The sequence below is a fragment of the Cupriavidus sp. D39 genome (assembly GCF_026627925.1).
Classification (GTDB): Bacteria; Pseudomonadota; Gammaproteobacteria; order Burkholderiales; family Burkholderiaceae; genus Cupriavidus; species Cupriavidus ulmosensis.
This window is the reverse complement of the sequence record NZ_JAPNLE010000008.1, coordinates 16,091-33,570: the sequence shown is the minus strand read 5'-3', so window position 1 is coordinate 33,570 and position 17,480 is coordinate 16,091. Positions and strand designations below refer to the sequence as shown.

Sequence of the window (17,480 nt, the reverse complement as noted above, 5' to 3'; positions counted from 1 at the left end):
GGGGCCAAGGTGAAGAAGACGCAAGTCGAGGACGTGACTGACGCGCAGGCTCGCGCGACCAAGGGGAAGCTTCCTCGCAATATCGTCTATTCGTTGGCGACCGTGGCGGCGGTTGTCGTCGGCACGCTGGGGTACTACTACCAGAGCCGCAGTGATGCGGAGATTAAGCAGAAGGCTGAAGAACAAAAGGCCGCGCGGCTGCGCGACCGCACCTCCGCGTCGGAACAGGGCAACAGCCTGGACCAGGAGATCCGCAAGCAGCAAGAAGAAGCTCGCGCCGAGGCTGCGCGCCAGAAGGTGCTTGCCGGCAAACAGAACGAGCCGGCAGGCAAGGCACCCATCCTGACCGCACAGGATTTTGGTGGCGGTGGCCAGAGTCAGGGTGGCGAGAATTTGTCTAAGAAGAGCAACGAAGATGCGCTCTTCACAGCGCCCATCTTCAAAAGTGCTGGTCAGCTGAAGAATGCGCGGGCTTCGGGTCAGGCGAACCTATCGGGCCTGCCTGATGATCCCGCGCAGATGCGCGCAATGCAGCAGGCAGCGGCGGCGGGCGCCGGCGGCGTGGGTGTGCCCCCGGGCCAGGAACCTGCGACGGTATCTAGCGACCGGCAGTTCCTGAACGAGACGTCGGCGACGAAAACCCTGCGCACCAGTTTCTCCGGCGTACTGCCGAAGTGCACGCTGAGCCGCGGGTTCGTCATCCCGGCCACCTTCGTTGGCGGTAATAACTCGGACAAGCCAGGTGAGTTCCGCGCGACGGTGGATCAGGACGTGTACGACACGGTAGATGGGACCTGCAAGGTGATCGCGGCCGGCACGACGCTGGTCGGCGCCTATAGCCCAGACATCGCCATCGGGCAGGAGCGCTTGCTCGCGGCATTCATTCGGATGCAGATGCCGAATGGCAAGGTTGTGCCTCTCTTGGGTATGCAGGGTACGGACACCAACGGCTACGCCGGCATTAGCGGCGACGTCAACAATCACTTCTTTAAGATCTTCTCGGGTGCCGTGATCATCGGCTTCCTGGAGCAGCGATTCAACAACACGGCGACGGCCACCACAGCGACGCCGGGGGGACTGACCACCTACGGCAACACCGCCGGGCAGGTTGCGGCGCAGACCGCGCAGACCATCCTCAATCGCAACCAGAACATCCGGCCGACGATCACCACCGAGCCGGGCCAGAGGATGCTCGTGCAGGTCAAACACGACATGGTCTTGGAGCCCTACCGTGATTGAGCGCGCATGCCTCTTAGCGACGGCGCTCGCGGCGACGCCTGCCATCCCGCACGCGGCAACGATCGAGGCGATTGTCAGTCCGACCGCGGTGGTCGTGCGTGCGGATGGTGCCGCACGGCTGCTGAGCCTTCCCGGTAAGCCAGTGCTGTACTGCGGGCTGGAGCGCTTCCTAGGCTGGTCCGCCCAGCTGATCGGTGCGCAGATCGAGGCTGGCGGCGCGCAGGGCCCGGAGATTGTCCGGGAGGGAAAGACGGTACCCCTTGCGAGCGTGTTTGCCGGTGAGGGCTGGCTGCGGCCGACCGAATTGACCGAGGCCGCGCAAGAGGCGATGGTCGAGCGTCGTGGCGGCTGGGCTTGCGCACCGAAGGCTGCACCGTTTGCGGCCATGAGCCGTCGCGTGGACCCGCTGATTCTGGCGGGCATTGCCATGAACGAGTCGGCCTATCGCGGCCGGCCCTGGCCCTGGACGCTCAACGTTGCCGGACGCGGCATGTTCTTCGCCACCCGCGAGGATGCGCACGCGACGGTCAACCGCCTGCTTGCCGCCCGGCGATGCGACTTCGACGTCGGGATTATGCAAATCAACTGGTGCTACCACGGCCAACGCTTTGCGTCCCCCTGGGAGGCGCTGGCGCCAGCGACCAACATCCGCGTGGCCGAGACGATCCTGATGGAGAACCTGCAACGGAGCGGGTCCGCGATGAAGGCCATCGCCTGGTACCACAGCGCCGATTCGAGCCGCGGCGGTGCCTACTTTGCTCGCTTCATGACCCACTTCAAGCAACTCGATCCGGCGACCCATACCCAATGACCAAGTCCATTATTTTCGCCGCCGCGCTGCTCCTTTGCGGAACCGTTGCCGCTGCACCCACCGATCCGTTCGATTTCGACTATCAGGTAGTAGCGGCCTCGGCCGCACGGCCGGCCATGATCTTCAACGACGGCAGCAGCACCTACATCCAACCGCGCCCCGGGCAACAGGTCGTCGCGGAAGGGGGCCAGTCTTCCGGTCCGTACGTAGTACTCGAAGGGGTGCCCGAGGTGGTGCGCTACACGGCGAACGGGAGCGCTGTCACGGCGCGTTGGAAGCGGGCCCATGGTTTTACCGGCGAGCCTGCGAATCCGACTGGCGACCTGCCGCGCGCCTTCACCGGGTTCATCGGCCGGCTGGCGATGATCGGCGGCCACAACGGCCTCGCGTTGGTGCGCCAGAGCGATACCACCTTGGCGCTGGCACCCATGATCAAGACCATTGCGCCGACCGGCTGGACCGGGACAGCGCAGAAGGATATCGCGCTCAGCGAGGAACTGCGCTTTGCGACGCGGGCCGGCGAGAACTGGGTGCAGGCGCTCGAGCGCCTGTTGGCGCAGCGCGGTCTGTACGCAGAAGTGGATTTCGACCGAAAGAACATCGCGTTGCGGGCCACCCCGCCCAAGTCTCTGGAGATTGCGGGTTCCGGTGCAACAGCGGTGGCAGCGACGGCAGCACCAGCGCCCGAGCTCACCGCGGCGGCCACCGATGCCAGCGAGGCCGATGGCTCCGCGCTCAACGCCGCCTTCAATGCGGAGGCCATTCGCGACAACAAGGCCGGTCGCATCGAGATGCGATTCCCTGCAAAGCCGACGAACCTGCTGGTGCAAGGGGAGGGCGGGCGCGAGATCGATACCGATTGGAATGAAGCCGAAAAGGTTTTGTCGTTCCACACCGCCGATCGGTTCACTGTGCGCGGTGACGGCAAGGCTGTGGAGGTCGCGCGCGTGCCCGGCATTGCCTATCAGTTCCCCCGCGACAACGCGGCTGGCCTGGAGCGCGTCTTCGAGAAGGACGGGGCCACCTACCTGAGTTTCCGCCAATCGCTGATCGCGGTGTCGGTGCGGGATGAGGCCAACCAGTCGAATGGTGAGCACAAGGACCGGTACTACAAATACAACGGCATCAGCGCGCGTCTGATGGTGACGGCTGACGGCAAGACGGTTAACGTGACCCGCCAACCCGAAGTCCGCTTCTATGAGCGGGCGGCGTCATGAGGCGTCTGCTCAAGCGGGTGTCGCCGCTAGTGGCGCTCGTGCTCTCCCTCTGCGGGCCGAGTTTCGGCTGGGCGGACTGCCTGGACGATGCCGCGATGTTCCACCAGGTGAGCCCGGTGTTGCTGCGAGGCATTGCGCAGCACGAGTCTGGGATGCGGGCCAATGCCGTCAATCGCAACGCCAACGGCAGCGAGGATATCGGTCTGATGCAAATCAACACGGTGCATCTGCCGAGGCTCGCCCGATTTGGCATCACCCGGCAGGCGCTGTTCGAGCCTTGCACGAATGCCTATATCGGCGCCTGGATTTTGCGAGAGAACCTGGATCGATACGGGCCAACTTGGGATGCGGTGGGAGCCTACAACGCGGCTTCGCCGGATAAGCGTCTCAAGTACATCAACCGTATCTACAGCACGCTCCAGCGCGGGGCGCCGGCCAACCAAGCCATTAGATAACCGAAGGTAAAAAGTCATGCTTCCCATTGATCAGATGCGCCGGTTGAGCCGGACTGTTCTTGCCACGAGCGCGTTGTGCGTGTGTGTCGGTGCCCATGCGGCCGTGCCGTCCGCGACGCCGTTCGGCATAGAGCCAACAGGCAACTTCGAACCCGCGGCGCCGCTCAAGGGCGATGGCTGGCAGCGTCTTGCTGCAAACACGAAGGCGAAGTTGCCCAAGGCGGCGGGGCCAGCGGTGCCCGCTGCGAGCGATATCGCCCCCGCGTCGGTTCCGCCCGTTTTGGCAACGTCGCAAGTCGTTGCGGCGCCAGCAGGGTCCGCAATTGTCGCGGCTAGCAACGCTGCGGCGCCTGCCGCCTGGACAGTGTCGGCGACGGACGGGAACTACCGGCAGCTGATCGAGGCGTGGGCTACCCGTGCGGGGTGGACGGCCGCACCGTGGGAACTCGACAAGGATCTTCCGATCGTGGGGAACGACTCGTTCCAAGGCGACTTTAAGTCAGCGGTGCGTCACGTCTTGGAGGCGACAGAACTCACCGACTACAAAGTTAAGCCGTGCTTTCACTCCAACAACATGGTGCGCGTCGTGAAGCTGACCACCAAGTGCGATCTGACCCAGTAAGGCCATGCAAATGAACCGAATCTTTCGCCCCACCGCCGCCGCCTTGCTCGTATCTTCGACACTGGCCGGTTGCGTCTCGCCGCGCCTGCTCGAGGATACCAGGCAGGCTGCCGAGGACACTCGGGCCCAAGGTGACGCGATGACTGGTGCGCTCTATGCCCGGATGCGCCGCGACCGCGCCGCCGTTGAGGCTGAACAGGAAGTGTCCAAGCCTTTCCTCGTGGGCAGAGCCGTTCCGACAGCGCGAAACGTTACCCTCCCGCTTGCATTGCGCAACAATGTCGACACATGGGTGATCTTTCCAGAGCGTGTCATGCCGCTGGCGGTAGCCGGGCAGCGCATCACGATGGCCACGGGCATCCCGGTAAAGGTCGAATCGGATGTCTATCTTCCCGCCAACATGCTGCTGCCGCGCAGCATGATGTCGCAGGCCGGGCAGATGTCGCGCAACCAGCAGGCCGGTGGCGCGATGCCGCAGGCGATGCCCGTGCTTGGCCAGGCACCTGCTCTTGGTGCCCCGCTTCCGACCGGCCTGCTGGGCGGCACCCCCAGCATGGCTCAAGCGACACCGCTGGTGGAAAGCGCCTTGAACGTTGAGTTCAAGAACAGCGAAAAAATGCCGCTCGCCAACATGCTCGATCTGATTGCGACGCGCCTGGGCATCAATTGGGAATACAGCGCCTCGAAGGGCGTGATTCGCTTCTACCGCCTCACTACCAAGACCTGGCAGTTGCCGATGAAGGCGGGCACTAGTTCCTTTACCACCGAGTTCAAGGAGAGCGCTCGGGGTTCGAACGGCAGTTCCGGCGGTAGCGCCGGGCAGACCGCGAAGATCGATGGCGCGGTGAAGTCCGAGAGCAAGGACATCGACGACCTGGACGGTATCAAGAAGAGCATCGTGCCGGCCATGTCGATGGTGGGCAGCGCCGAGATCAATCCGGCCACGGGCATTCTGACGCTGCGTGATACGAAAGAGGCCGTCGACGCGGCCGACGAGATCGTGCGTCGCCAGATCGCTATCTACTCGCGGATGGTCTATCTGAAGTTCCAGACGGTTGATTTCACGATCACCGACAACGGCGAGGCTGGGATGGACTGGAATGCCGTGCTCACCAAGGCACTGGACCGGGTGCCGGGTTTCACCTTCAGTGCGCTTTCGCCAGCGTCGCTGGTTTCGTCCAGTGCCGGCAGCTTCGGCCTCGGGATCACCTCGGGCGGATGGAATGGCACGCAGGCGATCGTGACTGCGCTGAGACAGTACGGAACCGTTACGACGTCCGTGGCGGTTCCGCTGGCGATGCGCAACCGGCATGCAGCTCAGTACAACAATCGCCGCGAGTATGCCTATGTGTCTGCCACCACGCCGGCTGCATCGACAGTTGGCGGTACCGGCGGTACCCCGGGCATTACCACGTCCACGGGTACTGTCGGCTTCAAGCTCACGGTGTTTCCGGATGCGACTTCGCGCGACGACGTCAACCTGACGCTGGCATTCGACCAGTCCGCGCTGGACGGCCCTATCCAGACGTTCACCTCGGGTAGCGGCGTGAATCAGCAGTCCGTGCAAGTGCCAAAGACGATTGCCAAGGGCATTCCGGCCCAAGACTTGATTGTGCGCAACGGGCAGACGGTGATTGTGACCGCGTTCGATCAGACGGATACCCAGATGACGCACCGCACGCTCGCGGACTTGCTCCCGACGATCGCCGGCGGCTCTCTGACTGCGACGAAGTCCCGCACCCTGACGTTGGTCCTGGCCACCGTGATGATTGAAGATCAGGGCGAGGCCCCAGCGCAATGATTCTCGACATCCACGGCAAAAAGCTGGTTTTCGGCATGCAGTGGCGCACGCTGACCGGCAGCGGCGCGCCTGCGACGCTGGCGGCCAATATTGCGCGGGAGGTCAAGGCCGCGCGTATCTGGCACGAGGATCAGTCGCTTCACATGGGCTATCTGGACGCGGCGGACGGCCAGGCCAAGATCAAGGACAAGCTGTATTCGGGGGCCGCCACGTTGGCCCGCATCCCTGACGTCGTGCCCAATGCGTTCTTTGTGTTCCGCCTGGACGCGCCTGGCCAGCCACCGATCTATCTGGTCTGCGGCATCGTCAAAGGCCGCCCCGCGTGGGCTTCGATCAGGTGGTGCACGACGAGAAGACGCTCGCTCAGCTTTCAGCCGATTTCCCGACGAAGTGCGACGGCGACTTCAAGCTGGTGGGCAACGCGCCGGAACTGATGGCCTTGCTGCCGGCCGACCGCCGGATCACGCATTTGCCTTTGCGCTGGAAGCGCTGGCCGCGCAAGCGGGGCCGGGCGCGCTGCTGAAGAAGCCCGGTGCATCTTCCCAGCGCAAACGGTTGCTTGTGCTCGCGACCCTTGCGCTGGTGGGTGCGGTCGGCTGGAAGTATGGCAAGGCGGAGTACGACGCCTATCAGCGGCGTCTTCACCCGCCGCCTCCGCAGAAGACGCCCGCAGAGCGTTATGCCGAGGACCTGGCCCAGCGAGCGGCAGCGCCCGTCGCGCCGGTGGCCACCGCGATGGCGTCGTGGTATCGCTGGTTTGCCGATGCCGTGCCATTGCAGATCGGCGGCTGGACGCTCGCGACCATCGCCTGTCATGACGTGACCACGCCGGAGACGACATGCCTGTTGACGTATGAGATCCAGCAGGGTGCCAAGGGGCTGACCAACCAGACGTTTCTGGCCGCGCTGCCCGACCAGTTCGGTGTGCCGACCTTCTTGTCCGGCGACACCAGGGCCGTGGTGCCCGCTCAAGTGCCGGTGGGAGCCCGGACGCCGCTCGCGACAGTGCTGGAGAAGCTGCCGACAGCGATGGACCTGCGCGTTCACTTTGGCTCCCAATTGCAGACCCTTTGGCCGGTTGCGTCCAAGGCCGAGCTCAAGGATGTCGCGATCTTTGGCACTGTCCCGACGGAAGGGGCTGCCTCCCTGACCCACCCGGTTGTCTCCGGCGCCTGGGAAATCACCGGACCGCTGCGCAACCTGAGCGAGTTCAAGGGATTCGGTCCGCAGGTCGTGGTGAAGAGCATCGAACTCGCCGTGAACCTGAACGCCGCTCCCGACCTCAAGCAATCGAAATTCATGTTGACGGTCAAGGGCGATGCCTTTGCCCGCAACTGAGAAGGAAGACTGAAATGCGTGCTCATCCAATGACAATCCGCCGCGCGAGCGTGGCGATGTTCACACTCCTTGCGTGCGGCGTGGTGCTTGCCGATGACGACGTGTCGATCACACGGAAGCTGATCGAGGCCGATGGCAAGGTTGCGCTGCAGAAACTGGAGCAGGATCTTGCCAAAACCGCTCCGGCTCCGACCTTGACCGCCGCGCCGGCTGGCGCCACGACGGTCAAGACGCACGAGCGCTCGCCGCAAACGATTGCCCTTTATGGCGTCGACGGCCGCGCTGCTGGCGGCGCTGTGAACCTGCGCAGCTACGTCAGGTGGGGCGATCAGGTCTATCCTGCGCGCGTCGGTGCGAAGTGGCGCGGCTTCACTGTGGCCGACATTTCGGCAGCCGGCACGACGTTTGCCCGAGGCAAGACCAAAGTGTTCGCCCCGTTGGTGGAAGAGGATGCGGCCGTCCTACTGGAGTCTGGGCGGGCGGGCGCACCCGAGGCAGCAACAGCCAGACAAGCCGCGCCAATGCCTGCTCAGGTCCCAGGGATGACGCCGGGCTTCCCACCGGCGCCTCAGATGCCCATGCCCCAGCCGGCATTCCAGTCTCCGGTCCCGACGCCGCCGTTGCCGGCGGCGGCGCCGGCGTCCGTGGCACAACGGTGAGGGCCGCTGCGATGGCACTGTTCAGCAGGCGCGACCGCGCGGACGCCAATGTCGCTGGAGTCGGGGGCGTGACGGTTCTCACCGGCGCGGCGCCGGCCTTTGCCGCGTCTGCGCCCTCGAGGCCGTCAATGACTGGCGCCGCCGCGATCGCTTCGCCGGCAGAAGAGATCGGTACGGTGGACGAGCTCCCCATCTTCATCAAGACGCTCTACGACGAATTGGACATGGCGCCATCGCTGCGGCATGGGATCTGCCCGGTGCTGGTGGAAGCGGCGGGTGGGCCGGGCGTGCGCGGAAAGTTCGCGCTGGTGGTCTCGCGGGAGATGGCCACATCGGACGAAGCGGAGGAGATCATGCGGCAGGCTCGCCTGCTCTATGACCAGGCAGCGCCGGCGACGCACCTCGCGGCTACGCAAGTCATGGTTGCCCTTTCCCGTGGCAGCGTCGATCCGCGCGGTGGGGTCGAGACCGACTACACCGTCGGCCGCCGGCGCCCGGCCAGCGCGCTTTGGAACAACTTCGAGGCTGCGGCGCGCTTTGCGTTGCGAGAGAAGGCCTCGGATATTCACTGGGAGGTGGAAGATCAGGGGACGCATTCCCAGATTCGATTTGCCATTGACGGCTATCTCGTTGCCCCGGCGGAGTTCCGGATGGAAACGGGCGTGATGCTCGATACCCTGTCCCATATCTGGCAGAAGGGAAAAGGGGATCGCAGGGCGTGTTCAGCCGGGTCCTGCCGCAGCAGACCAGCATTCGCACGCGCATTGACGGGGAGGCACTGGTATTCCGCTGGGCGTCGATGCAGAGCGCCACTGGCCATGTGACGGTCATGCGGATGCACCGCGAAGAAGCCCAATCGGTGGAAGTTGACTTCGTCAACGACCTCGGTTACTTCGAGCAGCAGGCCCAGCTGCTCGACCGAAATACGATGCACCTCGGCGGCGGCACTGTTCTCGTTGGCGTTGTTGGCTCAGGCAAGACCACCACAGCCCACGCGATCATGCGGCGGCAGCCGGGGTGGATGAACAAGATGGCCATCGAGGATCCGGTGGAGCTGCTTGCCAATGGCACACACCACTTCTCCGTGTCGCGCACGCTCGACGGTGCGAACCGGGATGAAGATCCCTTTATCGCGGCCAAGCGCCAGGTCAAGCGGATGAACCCGCATTTTGTAATGGTGGGTGAGCTCCGCGATCACGAATCGGCCGGCCTGTTTCGGGACGTGGCGGGCGCCGGGCTGCGCGCGTTGACGACTGTCCACGCGCCGAGTGCGCTGACGGCGGCGGACCGGCTCTCGGACGGAGAACTGCGCATTCCACGCAGTGTCCTCGCCACGCCTGGCTTCATCAATCTCTACGTCTATCAGGCATTGATGCCGAAGACCTGCAGTTGCGGCGTCCGGCATACGGCGATGAAGGAAGCCCTTGGCGCGAGGAAGCTGCAGCAGATTGAGCGCCTCTTTCGCTTCGATATCGAAGGCATTCGGCTACGGAACCCGCAAGGGTGCGAGCTTTGTCGCCGTCCCAATCTGCCGGAGCTGAACGGCGCCCGCGGCCGGACCGTGGTGGCCGAGATGTTCGAGCCTGACGAGCAGGACCTGGCCTATATCCGCGACGCCAAGAACATCGAGTTGGCGGCTTACCAGCGCAGCAAGCGCCAGGTCGGCTTCGACGTGCCAGACAGCACCGGGAAGACCGTGTTCGAGGTCGCCATGTACAAGGTCTTTGCCGGCGTGGTGGACCCGCGTGAGGCGGAGCGGCTGTGCTCGCTCGACGCCTACGAAGCCAGACTTGCCCGCCAGCGTGCGCGCGGTGAAAAGCACTGAGAGGAACGGCATGTTCAACAAACTAGCACAGTGGCTGGTTGGGCTGGCCCAACGCAAGGTCGGCGGTCCGATGCTGAAGGCGGGCGATCAAGTGTTCATGGACCGCCTGTTCTGGGCCAAGTATCGCTTCCGCAGCATGCGAGCGACGTACTACGGTGATCTGGCGAAGCGGATTCTCCATATGCCGGGGGAGCCGGTTTCCAACCATTTCGCCAAGGACGCGGCGCGGCGCGTTGGCGAGCCGGTAGGCGTGCTCGCGGCGTACTGGCTTGCACGGTCCGAGGGGATCGACGGGCAGATGCAGCGATCGCGGTTGACGGAGATCTTCCGGGGGACGATTCCGGACGAGGACATTCCCATCCTCGCCGTGGCGGAAGAAGGCGGCGACATTCGGGAGGGCCTGGAAACGCTGTCGCGCAACCTTACCGCTCTTGGCGAGGCACGCGCTGGCATTGCCATGACGCTGGCAGGCGTGGTCATGACGGTTGTGATTCTCCATGCCTATCTCGGCGCCCTGGCGTTTCTGATCGGCCCGGCCATCGACAAGTCATTCAGCGCAATGCTGGATGTGAGTCAGTACGGTCCCATTGCATCGACCTTCCACCACGCCTCGACGTTCCTGCGGCACTGGGGATGGTTGCTCGTGATTGCCGAAGTCGCCGCCGGCGTGTGGGTGGCTCGGGCCCTGACCCGCTATGTGGGGCGCTACCGCGGGTGGCTGGACCGCAGGATGCTGGCGTTCGACTTCTTCCGTCGATTCCAAAGCGCCCAGTTTCTGGCCGGTCTCTCGGCCGTGACCAAGAAGTTCGGTGGGGATGCACGCAACCTATTGGACGGCCTGGTGCTGATGCGGGCCAATGCCTACCCATACCTGGCGTATCACATCGAGCGCATCGAGTTGAACTTGGAATATGCGCCGAACGAGGGTGGGAAGGTGTTCGATACGGGTCTGTTTGACCGCGATACCAGCTACAGGATTCAGGACATCGCCGAGTACGAAAGCGACCTGTCGAAGATGCTTCACACCGTGTCGGAGGACCTGCTCAAGACGACCCCCAGCTCATGCAACAGCGCGCGTCGCGCTTCAATCGTCGCGCAACGATCATCCTGATCGTGATCATCACCGCGCTTGCCTTCATGCCGGCCTTCATGGCGCAGGAAATGAAATCCCGCACCGCCATGGCGGCTATGGGCGGCAAGCGCCCGATTCCCACCCAGACGCAACAACCCTAACCCAACGAGGAATACCAACATGAACGCATTGCAGAAAGACACGGGCCTGGAACAGGTAGAGATGGACAAATCGGGCGCGGATTTGGGCGCGCAACCGGTGCGCGATGTGCGCCGTATGCCGGAGGGCAGCCGCAATCGCCGTACCCGCCGCCAGTGGGGCGGGGTACTGGATGAGTATGGCTTCTACCTGCTGCTGGCAGGCCTCGCGCTGGTGGCCATCCTGGTGCTGTTCTCGCGCAACCAGACGGATACCCAAGTCCAGCAGTTGACCACTGAGCTGAACGGGGTCATCGGGAAGGTCAAAACCAGCTACCGCGGCCAGTACAGCAAGGTCAGCATTTCCGCACTGATGGGCAACGGTGTATTCAAGGATCTGACCACGATGACCGAGACCGGCTCCGACATCATTCTGCAGCCCGGCGGTGGCAAGCTGACAGTGACCGCCGCCCAATTGCTCAGCGCGAACGACTCGCTGCAATGGTCCGTCCCGCAGCAGCCCGACGCCGCATGCATCGCCATCGTCGCGTCATACCAAGGCAGTGCCGGCAAGATCGTCGTGAACGGGACGACCATCAAGGCAGTGGGCGGCGCTGTCGACCCGAGCAAGGTGTCATGCTCGGGTGGCAGCAATACCATCGACCTGTACATTGCCTGACCGCCGAAAGCTATCGAGTTTTGGTGAGTTTATGCCGGTCAGCGACACCGGCTCTGCTGGCATAGTTGTTGGTATTGCCGCCGCCCTGCCTCATTCAGGGCGGCGTTCTACTTGGAGGTAGGCTAGATGTTTCTGACCGAAGCGGCGCTTCAACTATCCGTCGCGGCGATTGGCGCTGCTGTGATGATTCACAACACCAACAACCTCATTGACGACGCGTTGGCCGCCGGTACTGGCCAGTACATGTCCAACGTGGCGAGTGCCGTCAATACCTATGTCTTCGACAACATGACGTTGCTCGCCGGCAGTCCGAATGGGCCGACGACGATCAATGCGGGTAGTGTATCGGCGACCGTCGCTAGCCCGCTTCACCCCACGGTGCAGGATCTGATCAACCTGAAGTTGCTGCCGATCGGGTTCAGTGACACTAGCCCGCTCGGGCTGTCGTTTCGCGTGGACCTGGTGCCGACCAACTGCAGTGCGGGTCTGACAAATTGCACCATCCCCGGAGCGATGTACTCGACCACGGCATACCGTGATGCCAGCGGCAACGTTCGTACCGATCAGATGGCTACGGTTGTCGCGGCCGCTGGCGTAGATGCTGGCGTGTCCTACGCGGAGAGCCCTGCGGTTATTACCGGGATGGCCGCGAGCTGGTCGGCGCCGAATCCCCTGTCTGGAAGCAATGCGGGTGTGCTGATGATGCGGGTAGGCAACACGTCGCTCCTGGCGCAGAGCATGAACCAGTTTTACAAGCGCGATGGCTCCCTGAACCTGACTGGTCCAATGGACGCGAACAACCAGGCGATGAATGCCGTTGGGAATTTGCAGTCAAATGGAGCGGTATCGGCGAATGGCGCCGTGACCGGAGGCGCCCTACGTTCGAATGGCGATGCTTCGGTCGCAGGGAATGCGAGCGCAAATGGTGTGTACGGAAACTACGTGCAGTCCAATGGCAGTATCGTCGCCGTCGGGACAGTGCAAGGCAATGCCGTCTCCGCGAATGTTGTTGCCTCGGCTGGCAACGTTGTCGCAAATGGATACCTGTATGCATCCGGTGCTGTCGTTCCATCGACCGGCGGTGGCCAGCAGGTCTATGACGGGTGGGGCTGCGGCGATCCTCAGGGCGCAATCCGTAGCGATCCGAACGGGAAGATTCTGTCGTGCCAGTCCGGCGTTTGGCGGGCGGCGTCAGGGGGTACGGGCATAGCCGACTTTACGGCTTGGTATCATCCGTGCAGCTCGGCGCCGTTTGGCGGAGACCCGTGGGGGAACGCTTCGGGTTGGGTCTACACGATCACCTACGCGAACGGTTCGACCCGGAGTTTTATTGCACGGGACCTTGGCGATTGCAGTGTCAGCGGAGGCTGAGGCAGGCGTTCCAATGCAAAAGAGCCGGCATAGCCGGCTCTTTTGCTATCTATGCTTCAAACCTTACTGGCATTGCAGGACCACCACCCCGGTCACGTCGCCGCTGGACGGCGTGGGCATGGCGTAGCCGATGGCGATGAGCGGCTTAGCTTGGTCGGTGCCAAGTGTTTCGACATGCAGGAGGACGCCGTTAGAGGCCGACACACCTGTGATTGCCGTTGTTCCAATTGCCGCCAAAGCATGGGAATCGGAACCGATGGCTATATCCAGATTTGCCGCATTAAGGATCGGGCCGATCAGATCGATGGTGGCAGTTGCTCCGTTGACCTTACCGGCTCCGAAATTGCCGGACACGGCAGTGGGGCTCGTGCTGGCCGCCAAAGAGCAAGCCAGCGTCTTGTTTGGTCCGAGAACTTGTTGCAGTTTTAGCGGCTTGCCTACGACATAGTGCGCACCCTGGTTCACGCTCATGTTCCCGATGCTGCTCGAACCGTCCGTCCAGCGACCGATAGCGAAATCACCATTGCCGGCCACGTCGGCAATCTTACCGGTCGTCAGCGAGATCAGGCTGTTGGCATCGATCCCGATCTGCTTATAGGCGCCTTCGGCCGTTGCCTTCTGCAGCGATCCTGGGAAAGCGTTGGAAGCGATCGACTGAAGCACGGACTTGGTGGAAGTCTCGGTCTGCGGCACGAAGATCACGGCCATCGGGTCCGCGGTGACAGCCGGCGCGGAGCCTTGCACCACGATGGTCGGGGGCGGCGGTGCCGGCGTGACTGCGGCCGGGGTCGACGAACCACCGCCGTCGCCACCGCCACCGCAGGCTGCCAGTGCGAGGAGCGAAGCGACCGAGATCGCGGAGAGAGACAGTTTGATCTTATTTTGCATTTTTCTTCCCTTCTAAACGTTGAACATTGCGGCCCGCCCTCGGATCGCATAAGTCCATCCTACGTGGTTCCAAGCGATGTCAAGTTGGCGCGGTAGTTAGCGAAATGGCGCCGATACAGAACCCCTAAACCGGTGTAAACGGCAATGCGACGGCCATCCTTCACCCCACTTCGTGGGGGGCAGCAACACTTTTCCGGAGCGGAGGTTCAGGTGCTATAGAGATGCGTGCCGCAATGGTTGCAGAGATGCTGTTTCTCGTTGGACAAGACGCCTTCGCGGACCCAAAGCCGAATACTTCGGGAACCGCACTTACTGCACGCCACGCCATGGCCAGTGGAGCAACCTGGATTTGCGTCGAGATACTTCTTGAGTGTCGGCGTCGCTCGGGCCACCACCACGCGGAGTATCACTATCGAGAGATACGGCACGAGGAATCCGATCGCGGCCCAGAGCAGGATGTTCCGCTTCCATTTGCGAGCCAGAAGCGCCGTGAGCACGGCGGAAACGTACAAAACCAAGTTCCAGTCCTGTGCCGCGCCAACATAAATGGTGGATATCGTGCTCATCGAATGTCCTGACGATTAGGGCAAAAGCGCCGATTCTAATGGAAAGTACAGATTTCGGTCTGACCCACTACTTATCGCGCCGCTTGCGTTTCGCGACGGTCTGATGGCTGAGGGAGGCAGAGCAGCTCGGGCACGCGAAGTTGTGAGACAGCTCGATCCGAGGGCCAGTGTTTGCGATCAGATATGGCGTGCTGCAAATCCGGCAAGGCGCCAGTTCGACTTCCGCGCTGGACGCCATCGCTCGGCAGATGTGGCAGGCGCGATCCGCAGTCAGCTTGAGATCAGATCCGAAGAGGCTCTGCATGATGTCGAAGGCTGCAATGAATGCGGCTGGGACGTTGGAGCCAGTGGCCAGGGCCATCCGATACAGCGAGACCATCATCGTTGCTTGCTGACGATAGGTTGGGGCCTCGAAGTACCAATTCAGGGAGCTGGGTACCTTGCCGCTAGGTGACGAGACGCCGTGAATGTCCATGTAAAGGCGGCGGCTGGTCGTCAGGCTGATGGCGAGCAGGGAGCCAACAGTGGAAGCGCGGCAGTGCTGCCGAATCAGCATCTCGCTGTAGACCTTCGACTGGTATCGGTGCAGTCGCAAATTGGACCATGAGTGCTTGTGCTCCAGGCGATCGGCCCGAATGGGCGTCGACGCCAAGAAGTAATGCGCCAGCGCCTCTGGGCTGATACGGTCTGATTGATACTCAGTCCAGAAGAGCTTGCTGGAGATCCGCCACCGGAAGATCGGAAACTCGACCTGGGCGATTCCGAGATCCAGCACGTGCTGGGGGACCTTGCGCAGGTAGTCGGCCAGTTCCTGGCTGATGCCGAGCAGGGGGCGGCAAGGACGCTGGTATGAAGCAGCTCGACCAGCATCCACAGGTATTGCCGGTTGTTGTAGAACAACCGGATCTGATCTTGGCCGTTGAGCCTGGGGGTGTCCTTGCGCAGCTTGTCGATGGCCAGTGTGCTGGTGGTATGGTCGGTCAGGCTCTTCCAGTCGTTTACTTCCGTGAGCGTGGGTGTCACCACGAGGAAGGGGGTCCCCATCAGGTCCCGGTAGGCTGCCTCATTGGTGCGAATCGAGTCTAGGTTCTTCTTGCTGACACGCAGCGTCAGCTCAAAGTCCCGATGCGAACCGAGGGCTTCCGTCAAGAAGTCCGTCAAATAGTAGTTCGCGGATCGAATGCGATCCTGTGTCATGCGGGAGAGTTTCAGTCCGTTGAATGTGTTGCTACCCTGGCTAATGATCATTATATTTTCTCGACGCGATTATTTATTTGGAGATGTAGGCCTGCAAGTCGTTGCTCAAGCGGTTGGCGAAACCCGCGAGCACCTCAAACGTTGACCGATACATGTCCTTCTTGTTTTCAAGCTGAACGGTAAGCTGCAGTGCAGAGAACGAAGAAATGAGGCGCTCAAAATCTGTTAGGAGCTGGGTCAACTCGTTATGTACGTCGCGACTCGACGCGAGTCTGGTTTCTGCGTCGCGTACCTCAACTTCCAGTCGGGCGCGTTCTGCGAGGAGATTATCCATTTCTCGCTTCGCCACCGACATGCGCTCATTCATCGCTGTGAGCGCGTCTTCCAGGCTCGCATAGCCAGGCGGAATAATCTCAACCGTATTGGGTTGGGTACCTTGCTTACCCTTGGCGTTGGAGACTGCGACCGCTTCCTTCAGGCGCTGATTTTCCTTCTCGGTCTCATCGATCGCCATCTGTAACCGGCTGAAGGCGGAATTGGCGCGAGAAAGATCGTTCTTGCTGGAGGAGAGGGCGGATTCGGCTTCCTGCCGTTCGCCTTTCAACTGTGTGATCTGCTCGCGCAGGCGGCGAATCTCGAAATCCTTTTCGGAATGCTCAGCCGTGCTGTCGGCCAACTCATTGGCGGCCAGTTCGAGCTTGTTCTGAACATCCTGAATCTCAATTTCCTTCGCGCGAAGTCTCTCGATAAATGGGCGGATCTCTGACCGCTTCATTTTCGGGTTCTTGGTTTTCTCCTCCACGAGAAGGTCGACTTCATCCAGGGTAATGTCGGACCTTATAAGGATCGCCATTTCGCCTTGGTTGAATGTCGAAAGGGCACCGGTTTCGTCCAGAAACTTCCGATAGGAAGACATGTAGATACGTGCGCTGGCCTTCTTGAGGTCGAACGCTTTCTCGGCGATCACATAGAACAGGGTGTGCGCCTTGTTGCGAGCGCCGCGATTATCTCCGAGGGCCATGATCAGATCATCGGTCAAGGCATTGTCAATCAGCGAGAGTTGGCCGCCAATAGTGACGTGTTCGGTCTTGATGCGTTGGATCGAGCCGCGAACCACGCGCGTGGCCTGGACAATCGCTTCAATCGTTTCATCGCTAATTTGGCCGCGCAACGTGTCTCGTAGCTCGTGCGTGACCCGGTCGATCTCATTGGTGATGGGGAACTCGAAGGCCGGGGGCAGCTGAGGCTGGCGCCGGGCGATCTCCTGCTGGTTAGGTTTGGTCATCCGCGTTGTTTCTTCCAATTGTCGTTATCTGCGCAAAGGTGCGCGTAGTCCTTAGCCTAGCCCGAACTTTTTTTGTCAAGGGCGGCGTGTCGCGAGTGAAAGAGTACGAAAGCAGGGCGCGGTTGTGCGCGGTGAAAGCTCCGATCTTTTGCATCGCTTTAGGCCCGAAAAGACGCCCAAGAACTAGCAGCTATCGGCATGAATGACTCTAATGTTTAGGGGTTTAACCCTACAGTTGGGGGCCGACTTAAGTGGGATTTATATCTGTCGTAAAAGAAGAGGTGCCCGTCATGCGTTAATCATGATTGACACTATTCC

General features: G+C 62.0%; 18 protein-coding genes. 14 read left to right on the top strand and 4 right to left on the bottom strand.

From position 1 onward, the window contains the following. Nucleotides 1-9: 9 nt before the first annotated feature. The 14 genes from OMK73_RS11260 (at nt 10) to OMK73_RS11195 (ending at nt 13,226) form a co-directional block, all read left to right on the top strand. Entirely contained in the window at nt 10-1,239 is a 1,230-nt protein-coding gene (locus tag OMK73_RS11260; protein ID WP_267602138.1) for a TrbI/VirB10 family protein, read from the top strand. Beyond that, nucleotides 1,232-2,050 carry a transglycosylase SLT domain-containing protein gene (locus OMK73_RS11255; RefSeq protein ID WP_267602137.1) on the top strand — a complete coding sequence of 273 codons (819 nt, stop codon included), beginning with the start codon at nt 1,232-1,234 and terminating at the stop codon, nt 2,048-2,050. Before OMK73_RS11260 ends, OMK73_RS11255 begins: the two co-directional genes overlap by 8 nt. Continuing rightward, nucleotides 2,047-3,267 (top strand): pilus assembly protein PilL, encoded by a 1,221-nt coding sequence (locus OMK73_RS11250; RefSeq protein WP_267602136.1) that lies wholly within the window; start codon nt 2,047-2,049, stop codon nt 3,265-3,267. Before OMK73_RS11255 ends, OMK73_RS11250 begins: the two co-directional genes overlap by 4 nt. Next, on the top strand, nt 3,264-3,722 hold the full coding sequence (locus OMK73_RS11245) for a lytic transglycosylase domain-containing protein (RefSeq protein ID WP_183032544.1): 459 nt from the start codon (nt 3,264-3,266) through the stop codon (nt 3,720-3,722). The genes OMK73_RS11250 and OMK73_RS11245 overlap by 4 nt, the downstream gene beginning before the upstream one ends. Before the next feature lie 16 nt (nt 3,723-3,738). After that, nucleotides 3,739-4,344 carry a toxin co-regulated pilus biosynthesis Q family protein gene (locus OMK73_RS11240; RefSeq protein WP_267602135.1) on the top strand — a complete coding sequence of 202 codons (606 nt, stop codon included), beginning with the start codon at nt 3,739-3,741 and terminating at the stop codon, nt 4,342-4,344. A 139-nt stretch (nt 4,345-4,483) separates the two neighbouring features. After that, nucleotides 4,484-6,145, top strand: coding sequence for a protein PilN (locus tag OMK73_RS11235; RefSeq protein WP_267602134.1), 1,662 nt, complete (start codon nt 4,484-4,486; stop codon nt 6,143-6,145). Then, nucleotides 6,142-6,579, top strand: a complete 438-nt coding sequence (locus OMK73_RS11230; protein ID WP_267602133.1) for a hypothetical protein — start codon at nt 6,142-6,144, stop codon at nt 6,577-6,579. Before OMK73_RS11235 ends, OMK73_RS11230 begins: the two co-directional genes overlap by 4 nt. Then, on the top strand, nt 6,536-7,483 hold the full coding sequence (locus tag OMK73_RS11225; protein ID WP_267602132.1) for a hypothetical protein: 948 nt from the start codon (nt 6,536-6,538) through the stop codon (nt 7,481-7,483). The genes OMK73_RS11230 and OMK73_RS11225 overlap by 44 nt, the downstream gene beginning before the upstream one ends. A gap of 14 nt (nt 7,484-7,497) precedes the next feature. After that, entirely contained in the window at nt 7,498-8,142 is a 645-nt protein-coding gene (locus OMK73_RS11220) for a hypothetical protein (RefSeq protein ID WP_267602131.1), read from the top strand. A gap of 11 nt (nt 8,143-8,153) precedes the next feature. Further along, entirely contained in the window at nt 8,154-8,966 is an 813-nt protein-coding gene (locus tag OMK73_RS11215) for a hypothetical protein (protein ID WP_267602130.1), read from the top strand. Beyond that, on the top strand, nt 8,861-9,967 hold the full coding sequence (locus tag OMK73_RS11210) for an ATPase, T2SS/T4P/T4SS family (RefSeq protein WP_267602129.1): 1,107 nt from the start codon (nt 8,861-8,863) through the stop codon (nt 9,965-9,967). The genes OMK73_RS11215 and OMK73_RS11210 overlap by 106 nt, the downstream gene beginning before the upstream one ends. Then, entirely contained in the window at nt 9,933-11,078 is a 1,146-nt protein-coding gene (locus tag OMK73_RS11205) for a pilus assembly protein TadE (RefSeq protein ID WP_267602128.1), read from the top strand. The genes OMK73_RS11210 and OMK73_RS11205 overlap by 35 nt, the downstream gene beginning before the upstream one ends. A 141-nt stretch (nt 11,079-11,219) precedes the next feature. Beyond that, nucleotides 11,220-11,855: a type 4 pilus major pilin gene (locus tag OMK73_RS11200; protein ID WP_267602127.1), complete on the top strand. Its 636-nt coding sequence runs from the start codon at nt 11,220-11,222 to the stop codon at nt 11,853-11,855. Between the two features lie 126 nt (nt 11,856-11,981). Continuing rightward, nucleotides 11,982-13,226, top strand: coding sequence for an adhesin (locus tag OMK73_RS11195; protein WP_267602126.1), 1,245 nt, complete (start codon nt 11,982-11,984; stop codon nt 13,224-13,226). 63 nt (nt 13,227-13,289) lie between these two features. Here OMK73_RS11195 and OMK73_RS11190 read toward each other — a convergent pair whose 3' ends face one another. From OMK73_RS11190 to OMK73_RS11175, 4 genes are all read right to left on the bottom strand, one after another. Next, nucleotides 13,290-14,114, bottom strand: coding sequence for a hypothetical protein (locus OMK73_RS11190; RefSeq protein ID WP_267602125.1), 825 nt, complete (start codon nt 14,112-14,114; stop codon nt 13,290-13,292). Nucleotides 14,115-14,320: 206 nt separating this feature from the next. Continuing rightward, nucleotides 14,321-14,680: a hypothetical protein gene (locus OMK73_RS11185; RefSeq protein ID WP_267602124.1), complete on the bottom strand. Its 360-nt coding sequence runs from the start codon at nt 14,678-14,680 to the stop codon at nt 14,321-14,323. A 67-nt stretch (nt 14,681-14,747) separates the two neighbouring features. After that, complete coding sequence (locus tag OMK73_RS11180) at nt 14,748-15,554, bottom strand: FlhC family transcriptional regulator (protein ID WP_267602123.1); 807 nt, start codon at nt 15,552-15,554, stop codon at nt 14,748-14,750. A gap of 396 nt (nt 15,555-15,950) precedes the next feature. Next, on the bottom strand, nt 15,951-17,162 hold the full coding sequence (locus OMK73_RS11175; RefSeq protein ID WP_267602122.1) for a hypothetical protein: 1,212 nt from the start codon (nt 17,160-17,162) through the stop codon (nt 15,951-15,953). Nucleotides 17,163-17,480 lie beyond the last annotated feature (318 nt).

Excerpts from the sequence above, each read along its gene's own strand:
- OMK73_RS11250 (WP_267602136.1), top strand. The coding sequence starts at position 2,047 with ATGACCAAGTCCATTATTTTCGCCGCCGCGCTGCTCCTTTGCGGAACC.
- OMK73_RS11245 (WP_183032544.1), top strand. The coding sequence starts at position 3,264 with ATGAGGCGTCTGCTCAAGCGGGTGTCGCCGCTAGTGGCGCTCGTGCTC.
- OMK73_RS11240 (WP_267602135.1), top strand. The coding sequence starts at position 3,739 with ATGCTTCCCATTGATCAGATGCGCCGGTTGAGCCGGACTGTTCTTGCC.
- OMK73_RS11235 (WP_267602134.1), top strand. The coding sequence starts at position 4,484 with ATGACTGGTGCGCTCTATGCCCGGATGCGCCGCGACCGCGCCGCCGTT.
- OMK73_RS11230 (WP_267602133.1), top strand. The coding sequence starts at position 6,142 with ATGATTCTCGACATCCACGGCAAAAAGCTGGTTTTCGGCATGCAGTGG.
- OMK73_RS11220 (WP_267602131.1), top strand. The coding sequence starts at position 7,498 with ATGCGTGCTCATCCAATGACAATCCGCCGCGCGAGCGTGGCGATGTTC.
- OMK73_RS11215 (WP_267602130.1), top strand. The coding sequence starts at position 8,154 with ATGGCACTGTTCAGCAGGCGCGACCGCGCGGACGCCAATGTCGCTGGA.
- OMK73_RS11200 (WP_267602127.1), top strand. The coding sequence starts at position 11,220 with ATGAACGCATTGCAGAAAGACACGGGCCTGGAACAGGTAGAGATGGAC.
- OMK73_RS11195 (WP_267602126.1), top strand. The coding sequence starts at position 11,982 with ATGTTTCTGACCGAAGCGGCGCTTCAACTATCCGTCGCGGCGATTGGC.
- OMK73_RS11190 (WP_267602125.1), bottom strand. The coding sequence starts at position 14,114 with ATGCAAAATAAGATCAAACTGTCTCTCTCCGCGATCTCGGTCGCTTCG.
- OMK73_RS11185 (WP_267602124.1), bottom strand. The coding sequence starts at position 14,680 with ATGAGCACGATATCCACCATTTATGTTGGCGCGGCACAGGACTGGAAC.
- OMK73_RS11175 (WP_267602122.1), bottom strand. The coding sequence starts at position 17,162 with ATGACCAAACCTAACCAGCAGGAGATCGCCCGGCGCCAGCCTCAGCTG.